General features: G+C 72.4%; 11 protein-coding genes. 6 read left to right on the top strand and 5 right to left on the bottom strand.

Annotation, left to right across the window (positions count from 1 at the left end):
• Window positions 1-8: 8 nt before the first annotated feature.
• Window positions 9-926 carry a phosphatidylinositol mannoside acyltransferase gene (locus ACQEVU_RS05610; RefSeq protein WP_433321445.1) on the bottom strand — a complete coding sequence of 306 codons (918 nt, stop codon included), beginning with the start codon at window positions 924-926 and terminating at the stop codon, window positions 9-11.
• Window positions 923-1,552, bottom strand: coding sequence for a phosphatidylinositol phosphate synthase (pgsA, locus tag ACQEVU_RS05605; RefSeq protein ID WP_433321443.1), 630 nt, complete (start codon window positions 1,550-1,552; stop codon window positions 923-925). The genes ACQEVU_RS05610 and pgsA overlap by 4 nt, the downstream gene beginning before the upstream one ends.
• 193 nt (window positions 1,553-1,745) lie before the next feature.
• Here pgsA and ACQEVU_RS05600 point away from each other — a divergent pair, with 193 nt between their 5' ends.
• From ACQEVU_RS05600 to ACQEVU_RS05590, 3 genes are all read left to right on the top strand, one after another.
• Window positions 1,746-3,908, top strand: coding sequence for an elongation factor G-like protein EF-G2 (locus tag ACQEVU_RS05600; protein ID WP_433321441.1), 2,163 nt, complete (start codon window positions 1,746-1,748; stop codon window positions 3,906-3,908).
• A gap of 72 nt (window positions 3,909-3,980) precedes the next feature.
• Window positions 3,981-5,015 carry a DUF695 domain-containing protein gene (locus ACQEVU_RS05595; protein ID WP_433321440.1) on the top strand — a complete coding sequence of 345 codons (1,035 nt, stop codon included), beginning with the start codon at window positions 3,981-3,983 and terminating at the stop codon, window positions 5,013-5,015.
• A 77-nt stretch (window positions 5,016-5,092) separates the two neighbouring features.
• A complete protein-coding gene (locus ACQEVU_RS05590) occupies window positions 5,093-6,253 on the top strand; it encodes a cytochrome P450 (RefSeq protein ID WP_433334804.1) in 1,161 nt (386 codons plus the stop codon).
• On the opposite strand, the gene ACQEVU_RS05585 is transcribed toward ACQEVU_RS05590, so the two are convergent.
• Window positions 6,240-6,521: a TfoX/Sxy family protein gene (locus ACQEVU_RS05585; protein WP_433321438.1), complete on the bottom strand. Its 282-nt coding sequence runs from the start codon at window positions 6,519-6,521 to the stop codon at window positions 6,240-6,242. The genes ACQEVU_RS05590 and ACQEVU_RS05585 overlap by 14 nt on opposite strands.
• A 27-nt stretch (window positions 6,522-6,548) precedes the next feature.
• Between ACQEVU_RS05585 and ACQEVU_RS05580 the strand changes: the two genes are divergently transcribed.
• The 3 genes from ACQEVU_RS05580 to ACQEVU_RS05570 are packed head-to-tail and all read left to right on the top strand — an operon-like array spanning window position 6,549 to window position 9,741.
• A complete protein-coding gene (locus ACQEVU_RS05580; protein WP_433321437.1) occupies window positions 6,549-7,130 on the top strand; it encodes a phosphoesterase PA-phosphatase in 582 nt (193 codons plus the stop codon).
• A gap of 53 nt (window positions 7,131-7,183) precedes the next feature.
• Window positions 7,184-9,217: a threonine--tRNA ligase gene (gene thrS, locus ACQEVU_RS05575; RefSeq protein ID WP_433321435.1), complete on the top strand. Its 2,034-nt coding sequence runs from the start codon at window positions 7,184-7,186 to the stop codon at window positions 9,215-9,217.
• Between the two features lie 50 nt (window positions 9,218-9,267).
• Entirely contained in the window at window positions 9,268-9,741 is a 474-nt protein-coding gene (locus ACQEVU_RS05570; RefSeq protein WP_433334802.1) for an HIT family protein, read from the top strand.
• Window positions 9,742-10,051: 310 nt separating this feature from the next.
• Here ACQEVU_RS05570 and ACQEVU_RS05565 read toward each other — a convergent pair whose 3' ends face one another.
• Both ACQEVU_RS05565 and ACQEVU_RS05560 read right to left on the bottom strand, forming a co-directional pair.
• A complete protein-coding gene (locus tag ACQEVU_RS05565) occupies window positions 10,052-12,463 on the bottom strand; it encodes a VIT domain-containing protein (RefSeq protein ID WP_433321433.1) in 2,412 nt (803 codons plus the stop codon).
• A complete protein-coding gene (locus ACQEVU_RS05560; protein ID WP_433321431.1) occupies window positions 12,460-13,512 on the bottom strand; it encodes a MerR family transcriptional regulator in 1,053 nt (350 codons plus the stop codon). Before ACQEVU_RS05560 ends, ACQEVU_RS05565 begins: the two co-directional genes overlap by 4 nt.
• Window positions 13,513-13,728: the final 216 nt, after the last annotated feature.

Below are 13,728 nucleotides of genomic sequence, written 5' to 3'. Positions count from 1 at the left end.
ACCCTCCCCTAGGCCACTGTGCTGACGGCCGGCTCGTCGAGCCAGAACCGCTGGAGCATGTGCCAATCCTCCGGATGCCGCGCAATTCCCTCGGCAAACACATCAGCAACGCGTTGGGTGACGATCCGGACACGGGCGTCGAGAGCGCCCTCGTCCGGGCCCGGCATCTCGACCGGGCCGTAGAGGTGCCCGGCCGCCGCGTCCGCATCGAACCACATGTCGACCACGTACAGCGGGGCGCCGGTGCGCAGCGCGAGCAGCGCCGGGCCGGCCGGCATGCGGGTGCGGCCGCCGAAGAACTCGACGTCGACCCCGCGCGGGGTGAGGTCGCGGTCGGCCAGCAGCGGGACCACCGCCCCCGCCCGCACGCGCTCCTCGAGCACGTCGAACGTGGGGCGCTCGCCGCCGGACAGCGGGAGGATCTCCATGCCGAGGGAGCGGCGGAAGGCCAGGAACTTGAGGTACACACTCTCGGGCTTGAGCCGCTCGGCGACGGTGGTGATCGGCCAGCCGTTGGCGGCGACCCACGCCCCGGCGGCGTCCCAGTTGCCGGCGTGGGGCAGCGCGACGACCGAGCCGATGCCGGCGGCGTGGTTCTGCCCGAGCAGTTCGCCGCGCTCGAGCCGGAAGCTGGCCAGGATCTGTTCCCTGGAGCGGCCCGGCAGCCGGAACGCCTCGAGGTAGTAGCGGGCGTAGGAGCGCAGGGCCCGGCCCACCAGCGCCTCGAACTGCGCCTCCGGCATCTCCTCGCCGACGACCCGGCGCAGGTTGCGGGCCAGGGTGGCGGTGCCCTTCCCCGCTTTTCCGCGGCGGTACGCCCGGTGCCCGCTCGCCGCCGCGGCGGCGAACAGGGGCCAGGTGACGCCCCGGGGCAGCTTCGGCAGCAGACTGAACGCCGCGCTGTAGCCGATCTCGACCGGGTTCACCGGGCGTCGACCCGCTCGGGCGCGTTGGCCTGGCGGTAGACGGTGGCGATGCGCTGGCCGATCGTCACGATCGACAGGGCGGCCAGCAGCCACATCACGACTTCCAGGCCGTAGGGGACGCCGAACTTCCACAGCAGCCCGCCGATGCCGATGCCGATGAGCCGCTCGGCGCGCTCGATGATGCCGACGTTGCAGGTGAAGCCCAGCCCCTCGGCGCGCGCCTTGACGTAGGACACCACCTGCCCCGTGAGCAGGCACAGCAGCGCGGCCGCGACGACCCGGGGCTGGTGCTGCGTGGCGTAGTAGAAGGCGACCGAGCCGAAGATGGCGCCGTCGGCGATGCGGTCCATGGAGGAGTCCAGCAGCGCGCCGAACTTGTTGGTGATGCCGCGCCGCCGGGCCATCGCGCCGTCGATCATGTCCGTGAAGCAGCTCAGGGTGATGATGACGAGCGCGGCGAACAGGTAGCCCCGCGTGGCGAAGCCGAGGGCGCCGACGAGCACGCCGACGGTGCCGGCGACCGTGACCGCGTTGGGCGTGACCCCGGCGCGCAGCAGCGCCGCGGCCACAGGGTCCAGCACGCGGGCCAGTCCGGCCTTGCTGACTACGCTAAGGATCTTCGCCATGGCGCTCTCACGATAACGGCGGCGGACCTTGCCGGATACCGGCACGTGGGACTGCTCACGGTGCTTGAGTAAACCTGAGTTCGGTGGGAGCGTCCGCGGGCTTGTGTCGGTGATGTTTCGGGTGTGGGATCGGTGAACAGGTCGTGACTGTGAGACTGCTCACAGGTAGCGCAAGACTTTCGGGAGGCGCGTGATGGCGCAGAAGGTCCAGGAGAAGGGTGTCACCGGCACCGCGCCGGTGGTTGATGACCCCGGCAGGGTACGCAACGTGGTCGTCGTCGGCCACTCCGGCTCGGGCAAGACGACGCTGGTCGAGGCGCTGTTGGCGGCGACCGGCACGATCTCGCGGGCCGGGTCGGTGACCGAGGGCACCACGGTGACCGACCACGACCCGGCGGCGCAGAAACAGCAGCGGTCGGTGACGCTGTCGTGCGCCCCGCTGCTGCACGACAACGTCAAGGTCAACCTGCTCGACACGCCCGGCTACGCCGACTTCGTCGGCGAGCTGCGGGCCGGCCTGCGGGCCGCCGACGCGGCGCTGTTCGTCGTGTCCGCCGTGGACGGCATGGACGCGGCCACCGGCGCGCTGTGGGAGGAGTGCGCGCACGTCGGGATGCCGCGGGCGGTCGCGATCACCCGCCTGGACCACCAGCGCGCCGACTTCGACGAGACCCTCCAGACCTGCCAGGAGGTCTTCGGCGACAACGTCCTGCCGCTGTACCTGCCGATGCTGGGCGACGACGGCGCCAGCGTCGAGGGGCTCATCGGCCTGATCACCCAGCGGATCTTCGACTACTCCGCCGGCTCCCCGCCCGCGGTGCGCGACCCCGACCCGGAGCACCTGCCGGCGATCGAGGAGGCGCGCAACACCCTGATCGAGGGGATCATCGCCGAGAGCGAGGACGAGACGCTCATGGAGCGCTACCTCGGCGGCGAGGCGATCGAGACCCAGGTGATCATCGACGACCTCGAGAAGGCCGTCGCCCGGGCCACGTTCTACCCGGTGGTGCCGGTCTGCGCCGAGACCCGCGTCGGGCTCGACGCGCTGCTCGAGGTGCTCGTCAGCGGCTTCCCGTCGCCGCTGGAGCACGTGGTGCCGCCGGTGACCGACGTCGAGGGCGAGCCGCACGCGCCGCTGGCCTGCGACCCCCAGGGCCCGCTGGTCGCCGAGGTCGTCAAGACCACGATCGACCCGTACGTCGGGCGCGTCTCCCTGGTCCGCGTCTTCTCTGGGACGCTGCGCCCGGAGCAGCCGGTGCACATCTCGGGGCACGGCATGGCCGAGCGCGGCCACCCCGACCACGACGCCGACGAGCGCTTCGCCCACCTGTTCTCCCCGCTGGGCAACAACCTGCGCGAGGTGCCGCACGCCGTGGCCGGCGACCTCGTCGCGGTGACGAAGTCGGGCACCGCCGAGACCGGGGACACGATCTCCGGCAAGGAGGAGCCGCTGCTCATGGCGCCCTGGGAGATGCCCGAGCCGCTGCTGCCGATCGCCATCGTGGCCCGCACCCGCTCCGACGAGGACGCCCTGGCCAAGAACCTGGGCCGGCTCGTCGCCGGCGACCCGACGCTGCGGCTGGAGCGCAACGCCGAGACGCACCAGCTGGTGCTGTGGTGCATGGGCGAGGCGCACGCCGACGTCGTGCTGGACCGGTTGCGGGCCGGCGGCGTGGAGATCGACACCGAGCCGGTGAAGGTCGCGCTGCGCGAGACGTTCGCCTCGGCGAGCCAGGGCCACGGCCGGCACGTGAAGCAGTCGGGCGGCCACGGGCAGTACGCCGTGTGCGACATCCGGGTCGAGCCGCTGCCCCGCGGCACCGGGTTCGAGTTCGTCGACAAGATCGTCGGCGGCGTGGTGCCGCACAACTACATCCCCTCGGTCGAGAAGGGCGTGCGCACCCAGATGGAGCGCGGCATCGTCGCCGGCTACCCGGTCGTCGACGTGCGGGTGACGCTCTTCGACGGCAAGGCGCACTCGGTCGACTCCTCCGACGCGGCGTTCCAGACCGCCGGCGCCCTCGCCCTGCGCGAGGCGGCCGAGCAGGGCCAGACGACGCTGCTGGAGCCGATCGACGAGGTGACCATCCGGGTGCCCGACGAGTTCGTCGGCGCGGTCATGAGCGACCTGTCCGGCCGCCGCGGCCGGGTGCTGGGCAACGAGCCCGATCCCGAGGGCCGCGAGCGCACGCTGGTGCGCGCCGAGGTGCCGGCGACCGAGCTCGTGCGCTACGCCGTCGAGCTGCGCGCGATGACCTCGGGCGCCGGCACGTTCAGCCGGGCCTTCGTCCGGCACGACCCGATGCCCTCCCACCTGGCCGAGACGGTCAAGAAAGAGCACGCGGCGGCCCGATAGCCGTTGCACACCGCAAAAGCAATTGCCGCAACGGTGATCCCGGCCCGCCGGGATCACCGCTAGGGTGATCCCGTGATCTTCGGGCGGTCGAAGCGCAACGCCGGGGACGGCAACGCGATCGTGGACTTCTGGGCCTGGTGGCCCACGGTCCGCCCCGCCGTGGAGGCGGCCATCACGTCCGGGGACTGGGGCCGGCTCTCGGACCAGTTCAACCGGCGGGTCTCGGCGATACACCCCGACCTGCAGTGGGAGTTCGCCGCCGGGAGCACCGCCCGGCACTGCCTGGTCGTCTCGCCCGGCGGGATGGCGGAGCTTCGCCCCGTCGCCGCCCGCTGGGGCGCCCTGGCCCCCGAGCCGGACGCCACGTGGGAGTACCACATCTCCCGGCAGGCCGATCCCGGCATGCTGCACAGCACGATCGGGCTCGGCGAGGGCGTGCAGCTGGACCTGCGCCAGCTGCGGGTCGCGTTCAAGCGGGACCCCGAGGCGCCCGAGATCGACGTGTTCGTCTTTCACCCCGCGTTCCACATGTTCGGCGAGAGCGTCCGCCGCCAGGTCACGTACCTGAGCCTGGACTGGCTGCTCGGCGAGGACGGCGTCGAGGAGTGGATCGGCGGCATCGCCTGGGAGACCGAGGAGCCGGCCGGGTCGACCGACCCGGAGGAGCTCATCGCGGCCGTCGACGAGCTGCGCGAGGAGTACCGCACCCCGCAGTGGGTCCTGCTCAGCGCCGACCTGCCCGACGGCCGCCCGGTCATCGCCACCGTCCAGCGGCCGCTGCGCCCGGTGCGCTGGCCGCGCTTCGACACGCACGTCGCGATCACGCTGCCGTACGTGCACGCCAACGCCGTCGGGCTGCCGGAGGCCGAGAGCCTCGGGGCCCTGCGGGAGTTCGAGGACACCGCCCTGGCCACCGCGCTCGGCGACGACGGCGTGCTGGTCGCCCACGAGACCAGCGGCGGCACGCGGACCCTGCACTACTACGTCGACGCCGACTCGCCGGCCGCCGACGACCTCGCCGAGGCCGCCGGCTGGTGGAAGGACGGCCGCGCTCGCGTGGAGCGGCACTTCGACCCGACGTTCGAACGGATCGGCCGCTTCCGGTAGCCAGTGGCTATGGTGGATGCGTGGCCGAGATCGTGCGGGACGACGAGGTACTGCGACTGCTCGACGAGCTGACCACGATGACCGGGCGGCGGGACCCGTATCCGCGCTACGCCCGGCTGCGGGAGATCTCCCCGATCGTGCGGGCCGCCGACGACGCCCTGGTGGTGACCGGCTACGCCGACTGCCAGACCGTGGTGCGCGACGGCCGGCTCGCCCACATGCCGCCGGACATGCTGGCCTTCCTCGGGTTCCCCGACTGGCGCGAGCATCCGGCGCTGCGCCTGATGTACACCAGCATGCTCGTGCTCAACCCGCCCGACCACACCCGCCTGCGCCGCCTGGTCAGCTCCGCGTTCACGGCCCGCCGCGTGCAGGGCCTGCGCCCGGCCGTCGAGCGCATGGTCGACGGCCTGCTCGACGACCTGGCCGCGACCGCGGGCGGGACGGCCGACTTCGTGGCCGCGTTCGCGTTCCCGCTGCCGGTGGCCGTCATCGGCGAGCTGCTCGGCGTCCCCGCCGCGGACCGCGCCCAGTTCCAGACCCTGGTGCGCGACTGGACCCAGATCCTGGAGCGGATCACCCCGGAGGTGCTCGAGCGGGCCGACCCGGCCGCCGCCGCGATCCGCGACTACCTGGCCGGCCTGCTGCAGGAGCGGCGCCAGGACCCGGCCGACGACCTGCTCACCGCGCTGACCCAGGCCCAGGCGGCCGATGACCGGCTCACCGACGAGGAGGTGCTCAGCAACGCCTCGCTGCTGTTCGCCGCCGGGTTCGAGACGACCACCAACCTGCTGGCCAACGGGCTCGCCGCCCTGCTGGCCCACCCCGGGCAGCTCGCGCTCGTGCCGCAGGCGCCGGAGGCGGCGGTCGAGGAGCTGCTGCGCTTCGACAGCCCCGTCCAGCTCAGCGCCCGGGTGGTGACCGAGCCGGTCGAGGTCGGCGGGGTCACCGTCGAGGCCGGGGAGCGGATCGTGGCGTACCTCGGCGCCGGCAACCGCGACCCCGAGCGCTTCGCCGACCCGGACGAGCTGCGCCTGACCCGCGACGACAACGGCCCGCTGTCCTTCGGCGGCGGCATCCACTACTGCCTCGGCGCCCCGCTGGCCCGGCTCGAGGCGCAGGTGGCGCTGGCGGCCCTGGCGCGCCGCTTCCCCGGCATCGAGCTCGCCGGCGAGCCGCAGCGCCGCGACAGCCTCTCGCTCAAGGGCTTCACCGCGATGCCGGTCAGCGTCGGGTGAGCCACGCCTCGAGGGTCTCGTCGTCGAGGCCGTCGCCGTCCACGAGCACGAAGCCCCTGGTGGGCCGGCCGCCCATCTCGAAGGGGCGCACGCCCGGGCGGGCCGTCTCGGCGGCCGGGTCCGCCACCCGGACGAGCAGGTCCGGGCCGTAGACGCCGGCGACGATCGAGCCGTCGCGCAGGAACACCAGGCCGCCGAACATCCGCTTGGTCTCGGTGCCGGACAGGCGCGCGGCGATCCGCCCGGCCAGCCCCTCGTCGTACGCCATGCGCCAAATCTAGATAAGGTCCCTGCCGTGATCAGGCAGCGGCTCGCCAGGTGGCTGACGGAGGCGTTCGCGCCGGCCGTGCTCGTGTCCGTGCTGCTGGTGCTGCTCGGCGTGCACAGCGAGCCCGGCCTGGCCCGGGGCCTGGCGATGGGGGCGCTCGCCGCGCTGTTCGAGAGCGTCCTGCCGTACCTCTACATCCTGCGCGGCGTGCGGACCGGCCGGATCACCGATCACCACATCGGCGACCGGCGGCAGCGGCTCGTCCCGCTGATGGTCGGGCTCGGCTCGGTCGCCGCCGGCATCGTGGTGCTGCTGCTCGCCCACGCCCACCGGGAGCTGATGGCCGCGGTGGTGGCCGGCGGCGTCGGGCTCGTCGTGGCGGCGGCCGTCAACCACTGGTGGAAGATGTCGGTGCACGCCGCCGTCGCCGCGGGATCGGTGATCATTCTTTCCCTGGTGTACGGCCCGGTGCTGCTCGCCGCGCTCCCGGTGGTCGCCGCCGTCGGCTGGTCGCGGGTGGAGCTGAAGGACCACACCTGGCCGCAGGTCGTGGTCGGCACCGTGGTCGGCGCGCTCGTCGCGGGCGGGGTGTTCGCGGCGTTGCGCTGAGTGGGTCGATAGCATCGCAGGTGTCAGCGACCCAGCGAAGCTTGGAGCAGCCCGTGTCCGCAGTGCGCTCGAATACCGAAGCCCCACCGCGCATCGTGGTCACGGCGGGCACGACGGCGGCGGCCGCCGTCGCCGCCGCGGGGCTGCCGGCCAATGGGCCGAAGGCGATCGTGGTGGTCCGCGAGGCTGACGGCCGGCTGCGCGACCTCGACTGGACCCCGGAGGCCGACACCGAGGTCGAGGCCGTCGACCTGTCCAGCCCCGACGGGCTCAACGTGCTGCGCCACTCGACCGCGCACGTGCTCGCCCAGGCCGTCCAGGACCTCTTCCCCGAGGCGAAGCTGGGCATCGGCCCGCCGATCGAGAACGGCTTCTACTACGACTTCGGCGTCGGCAAGCCGTTCCACCCCGACGACCTCGACAAGCTCGAGAAGCGCATGCAGGAGATCATCAAGTCGGGCCAGCGGTTCCGCCGCCGGCGCTTCGACTCGGTGGAGCAGGCCAAGGTGGAGCTGGCCGACGAGCCGTTCAAGCTCGAGCTCGTCGACGTCAAGTCCGACAGTGGCGAGAAATTGGACACCTCGGAGGTCATGGAGGTCGGCGGCGGCGAGCTGACGATCTACGACAACCTCGACGCCCAGACCGACAAGGTCTGCTGGTCCGATCTGTGCCGCGGCCCGCACCTGCCGACCACGCGGCTCATCCAGGCGTTCAAGCTGACCCGGACCGCGGCCGCCTACTGGCGCGGCTCCGAGAAGAACCCCCAGCTGCAGCGGGTCTACGGGACGGCCTGGCCGACGCGGGATGCGCTCAAGGAGTACCAGCGACTGCTTGAGGAGGCCGCGCGCCGCGACCACCGCAAGCTCGGCGTCGACCTGGACCTCTTCAGCTTCCCCGACGAGCTCGGCTCGGGCCTGCCGGTGTTCCACCCGAAGGGCGGCATCATCCGCCGGGAGATGGAGAACTACTCCCGCCGCCGCCACGAGGAGGCCGGCTACGCCTTCGTGAACACCCCGCACATCACGAAGGGCAACCTGTACGAGGTCTCGGGCCACCTGGACTGGTACGCCGACGGCATGTTCCCGCCCATGGAGGTCGAGGGCGCGAACTACTACCTCAAGCCGATGAACTGCCCGATGCACGACCTGATCTTCCGCTCGCGCGGGCGCTCCTACCGCGAGCTGCCGCTGCGGATGTTCGAGTTCGGCACCGTGTACCGCTACGAGAAGTCGGGCGTGATCCACGGCCTCACGCGGGTGCGCGGCATGACGCAGGACGACGCGCACATCTTCTGCACCCCGGAGCAGGTCGAGTCCGAGCTCGCCTCGCTGCTGCAGTTCGTGCTCGACCTGCTCAAGGACTACGGCCTGACCGACTTCTACCTCGAGCTGTCCACGAAGAACCCGGACAAGTACGTCGGCTCCGACGACGTCTGGGACGTCGCCACCGAGACGCTGCGCCGGGTCGCCACCGAGTCCGGCCTCGAGCTCGTGCCCGACCCGGGCGGCGCCGCGTTCTACGGCCCGAAGATCTCGGTGCAGGCGAAGGACGCGATCGGCCGGACCTGGCAGATGTCGACGATCCAGCTGGACTTCAACCTGCCGGAGCGCTTCGAGCTGGAGTACCAGGCGGCCGACGGCTCCCGCCAGCGCCCCGTCATGATCCACCGGGCGCTGTTCGGCTCGATCGAGCGCTTCTTCGGCGTGCTCACCGAGCACTACGCCGGCGCCTTCCCGGCCTGGCTCGCCCCGGTGCAGGTCGTCGGCATCCCGATCCGCGCCGACCACGCCGACTACCTGGACTCCTTCGCCGAGCAGCTGCGCGCCCAGGGCATCCGGGTCGAGGTCGACCACTCCGACGAGCGCATGCAGAAGAAGATCCGCAACGCGCAGCAGCAGAAGATCCCGTTCATGGTCATCGCCGGCGACGACGACGTGACCGCCGGGACGGTCTCCTTCCGCTACCGCGACGGCTCGCAGCGCAACGGCGTCCCGATCGTCGAGGCCCTCGCGCACGTGGTGGCGGTCGTCCAGTCGCGCGTCAACGAGGGCCCGTCGGCCGCCGTTGCCGAGGGGTCGCCCGAGTGACGAGCCCCGGGGAGCCGGACGACCTGGACCGGCTGTGGACGCCGCACCGGATGGCGTACATCAAGGGTGAGAACCGGGCCGAGGACCACGACCAGCCGGCCGGGTGCCCGTTCTGCCGGGCGCCCGGTGTGCCGGCGGAGGAGAGCCTGGTGGTGGCCCGCGGTTCGGTGGTCTACGCGATCCTGAACCTGTACCCGTACAACCCCGGCCACCTCATGGTCGTCCCCTATCGCCACATCGCCGACTACACCGACCTGACCCTGGCGGAGACGGCGGAGGTGGCGTCGTTCACGCAGACGGCGATGCGGGCCGTGCGGAAGGTGAGCGGGGCGCACGGGTTCAACCTCGGGATGAACCAGGGCTCCGTCGCGGGGGCCGGGATCGCGGCGCACCTACATCAGCACATCGTGCCGCGGTGGGGCGGGGACACCAACTTCATGCCGGTGGTGGGGCGGACGAAGGTGTTGCCGCAGCTGCTGGCCGACACTCGTCAGCTCCTGGCCGAGGTCTGGCCGACGGTCTGATCGGGGGCGGGCCGGGCTCGGTTCGGCGCCGCTTCCGCTCGTCTCGTCCATCGCGTGCCCAAGTGGCTGGTCGGCGGCGCGCGCCGTGCCCACGCTGCTCGCGGATCGGGGTCGCTGCGCTCTAACGTCGCACCGGCCGGGCACTCGCGTCGCGCCGGTCGGGTCGCGCTTCGCCCCGTCCGTCCTCGCGCGTGGCGCCCACTTTTCGCCAATTTCGGCATATTTGCGCATCGGCGCGATGCCGGGGCGACGGCGGAACGGGATCGCCGGCACGACCCGGCCGGTCCGCGCCGGCCGGGTCGTGTTGCGCTCAGCGCTTCCAGAAGGCGACGCGGGACGGCTTCGGGCTGGTGGCGGCGGCGCGGTCGAGGGCCTCCAGGACGTACTGCCAGAGTTCGACGAACGGGCGTGCGGACATTGACCGCGGGGTCAGCGCCTCGGTCAGCTCGTGCAGCGCCGGCACGCCCAGGGCGGCCAGGCGCGAACCGAGGTCCTCCAGCAGCTCCCGCCGCTCGTACTCGGGGCGCGACTCGGCCGCGCGCAGCCGGGCCGCCTCCTGGGCCGCGAGCTCCCGCACGTCGACGGCCTCCTTCTCCGGCCGCTCGGCCGCCACGCTCGCCGGCGCCGCGAACGGGCGCGACGAGCCCCGGCCGGCGCGCTTGCGCTGGACGGCGCCGCCGACCGGGAACGGGCGGGCGGCGGGCGCGGGAACCGACATCGGCGGGGGCGCCGGCGGCGCGCCGGGGGCCGGCATCGCCATCGGCGGGGCCGCGGCCGGGGCCGGCGGCGGGAAGACTCCGCCGCCGAGCGTGGTCGGCATGCCGTACGAGGCGGCGACCGGACGCAGGAACGACGGCACCGCCTTCGGCAGCTCCCAGCCGTCGGGCGTCTCGACCGGCTGCGTGACCTTCCGCGGCTCGCCGCCGTCGGTCACCACGCGGGTGTCGACCGCGACGAACGCCGTGAAGCGGCACAGCACGCCGAAGCGCAGCGACGTGCCGGTGATGCGGGTCTCGAGCGGGGTGCTGCCGGCGGCGTACCGGTCCTCGAGGTCGCGCAGCAGCGCCCGCGCCCACACGGCGGTCAGCGCGGTCGAGTCGTGGCGCTGCGCCGGTACGGTAGCCGTCCACGCGCGGCCGTCGCGGGTCGTGCCGGAGACGGTGAGGGCGCCGGCGACCGGGCCGCGGTACCGCCCGGTGACCACGAACGGCACGCCCGGGAACACGTCCGGCAGCCGCGCCGGGGTGCGGGTGTCGTCGAGCAGGTCAAGGCCCTCGGCGGCGATGGTCACGCCGCTGACGACGGGCGCGCCGATGCGCCGGTGGATGTGGTCCATCGCCTCGTCGAGGCGGTCCTCGCTCTCGACGAGCTCGCACCGGCCGCCGCCGGCGATCGCGAGGCGGCCGAGGAAGCCGGCGTTGACGGACCGGTCGATGCCGACAGTGTGCACGCGCACGCCGCGCAGGCCGGTCGACACGGTACGCAGGATCTGGTCCTCGTTGCCGACCTGCCCGTCGGTCACGAGCACCAGCACGCGGTCGCGCCCGGCGTCCTCGCCGAGCACACGCAGCCCGTCGAGCAGCGGCTGCAGCAGCTCGGTGCCGCCGCGCGCGTCCACCCGCGCGAGGTGTTCGACGGCGCGATAGCGGTTCCGGTCGGTACCGCTGGAAAGCCCCGATCCCAGCGACTCCGGCGTCTCGACCCGGTCGTCGAACGACAGCACGGCGAACCGGTCCTGCGCCCCCAGCGTGTCGACGATCCGGGCCGCGGCCCGCCGCGCGGCGACCATCTTCCAGCCGCCCATGCTGCCGGAGCGGTCCAGCAGCAGTACCACATCCTTGGGCCGCGGCGGCGCGTCGGCCTCCGGCGGGAGGACCGTCAGCCGGTACGTGCCCTCGTCGCCCTCCTCGTCGGGCGCGAGCGCCAGGCTCTGGTTGCCCGGCCCGTAGGCGAGCCGCAGGACGAAGTCGCGGTTGGCGCGGTCCCCCGGGTGTACCGAAACATGGTTTGCGGTTTGGGAAACGGCGTGCAGGCTGGACCGCACGTCGCCGAGGGGCAGCCCGGCCGCGTCGATGTCGACGTCGATCGACAGGCGCAGCGGGTTGGGGAAGCCGGGCAGCAGCACCGGCGGGCTGATCCGCGAGGCGTCCGGGACGGCGTCGGTGTCCGGCGCGAACCCGTCGCCGACACTGTCACCAGGGAGGCTGCTTCCCGGGATGTACCGCGGGGCGACGACGAGCGGGAAGCGGTACGTCGCCTCGCCGTCCTCGAAGGCGAGCGGCCCCACCAGTGAAAGCCGCACGCTGACGCGCTCCCCGGGCAGGATGTTGCCGACCCGCATGGTGAACACGTCGGGCCGCTCCTCCTCGGCGATGGAGGCCCGCTGCCCGGCGGCGATCGCGGTGTCGTAGGCCTCGCGGGCCGCGCCGCGCTCCTGCAGCTCCGCCTCCACGACCCGCCCGTCGGCCGTCATCGCCATGCGCACCACGGCCGCGCGGTCGGGCAGCGGGAAGATGTAGGTTGCTTCGAGCGGCTCGCGGTGGACGTTGACGAACTCCTGCGTCAGGTCCGTGCGGGCGACCAGCCCGGTGATCGAGGCCCGCACCTCGAGCCGGTCGAGCGGCAGGTTCCCGCGCTCGGTACGCAACGCCCCGAGCCCGGCGTCGCCATCGGCCACGGCCACCCGCCGCGCCTCGTCCTCGGTCATCGTCGCGAGTCTCATACGGCGCTCCCTCTCCTCTTCGTCCTGCTAGCCCCGGCGTTCGTGGAGTCCTTGATCTCGTCTTGCAACCGCGCCTTGTCTCGCCTCTTCCGCCCGCCCCCGTCGCGTTCTTTCTGCCCTTCGTCTTCGGCCCTGGTCCCTATTCCGACCTGTTCTTTGGGCTCGTTTTCTTTGGGCTCGTTCTCGTCATCGGCCCCGGTCTCGTTCTCGGTCTTGTTGTCGAACCCGGTCTTGTTGTCGGGCCGGCTCACATCGTCCGTTGCCGTGACAAGCCCACGACTGGCGAGCAGCCCCATCAGTTCGCGGGTCGTTTCCCGAATGCGCGCAACATCGTCGCCCGTCGGCGTCGTCGGCAGCAGGAGCACGACTCCCCCACCGAGCGGCACCCCCGTGATCAGCGCATCTCGAGCTTCCTGCCCGGCGCTTTGATCTCCGTGATTGCGCCGATCTCGCACGGCTTCGCCATGCCCCTCGGCCTCGTCCCGCCCTTTGCCCTGATCCCGGCGTTCGTCTTCGTCTTGGCCGCGCTCGTCCCGGCTCGGCTCGTCCCGGCTCCGCTCGTCCTGGCTCCGCTCGTCCTGGCTCCGCTCGTCCTGGCTCGGCTCGTGCGCTACGGCCGGCATGAACTCACTCGGCGGCATGGCCCAGAACCGCCGCGGCGGCGGACTATCGGGATGCATGATCGCCGAGAGCCGCTCGGCAGGCGTAGGGTCCACCCGAAACGCCACACCTGGCGGCAGCTTCGCGATCCGCAACAGCACGTCATCGGGCGCATTGGCCAGCTCGGCCTGGATCTCGGCAATCTTGAACCCCTGCGCCTGCCGCCGCTTGATCGCGACCAACTGCAGGTAGTGCCGAGGCCCGTAGATGCGGGCCCGCCCGCGCGCACGCGGCCGGTCGAGGAGCCCTATGCTTGTGTACCATCGGACGGCTCGCACATCGGGCAGATCCTGCACCCGCCCGTTCGGCGCGCCCTCGTACCCGGTGCCATCGAGCACGGCGGCGACCATGCCGATCAACTCCTCGAGCGTCCATTCGGTAGCGGCCATGACTCCGATCCTGACACTGTCACCATGACACTGTCAACGTTCAGAACCTGACAGTGTCATGATGACAGTGTCACGACGGCGGCGCCCCCGGGCCTCGGCCACCACTCGCTGGCCGCCAAGCCGACACCACCGCGGTTCGCCCGAACGGAAGCACGTCTCATGACGGGCGACATCTGCAGCGCTTGACAGCCCGCGGCAGCGCTTCGTCCGGCCCAG

The organism is Dactylosporangium sp. CA-139066, from assembly GCF_050936175.1.
Classification (GTDB): Bacteria; Actinomycetota; Actinomycetes; order Mycobacteriales; family Micromonosporaceae; genus Dactylosporangium.
This window is presented reverse-complemented; position numbering and strand designations above follow the sequence as displayed.

Excerpts from the sequence above, each read along its gene's own strand:
- pgsA (WP_433321443.1), bottom strand. The coding sequence starts at position 1,552 with ATGGCGAAGATCCTTAGCGTAGTCAGCAAGGCCGGACTGGCCCGCGTG.
- ACQEVU_RS05600 (WP_433321441.1), top strand. The coding sequence starts at position 1,746 with ATGGCGCAGAAGGTCCAGGAGAAGGGTGTCACCGGCACCGCGCCGGTG.
- ACQEVU_RS05590 (WP_433334804.1), top strand. The coding sequence starts at position 5,093 with ATGACCGGGCGGCGGGACCCGTATCCGCGCTACGCCCGGCTGCGGGAG.
- ACQEVU_RS05585 (WP_433321438.1), bottom strand. The coding sequence starts at position 6,521 with ATGGCGTACGACGAGGGGCTGGCCGGGCGGATCGCCGCGCGCCTGTCC.
- ACQEVU_RS05570 (WP_433334802.1), top strand. The coding sequence starts at position 9,268 with ATGGCGTACATCAAGGGTGAGAACCGGGCCGAGGACCACGACCAGCCG.
- ACQEVU_RS05565 (WP_433321433.1), bottom strand. The coding sequence starts at position 12,463 with ATGAGACTCGCGACGATGACCGAGGACGAGGCGCGGCGGGTGGCCGTG.
- ACQEVU_RS05560 (WP_433321431.1), bottom strand. The coding sequence starts at position 13,512 with ATGGCCGCTACCGAATGGACGCTCGAGGAGTTGATCGGCATGGTCGCC.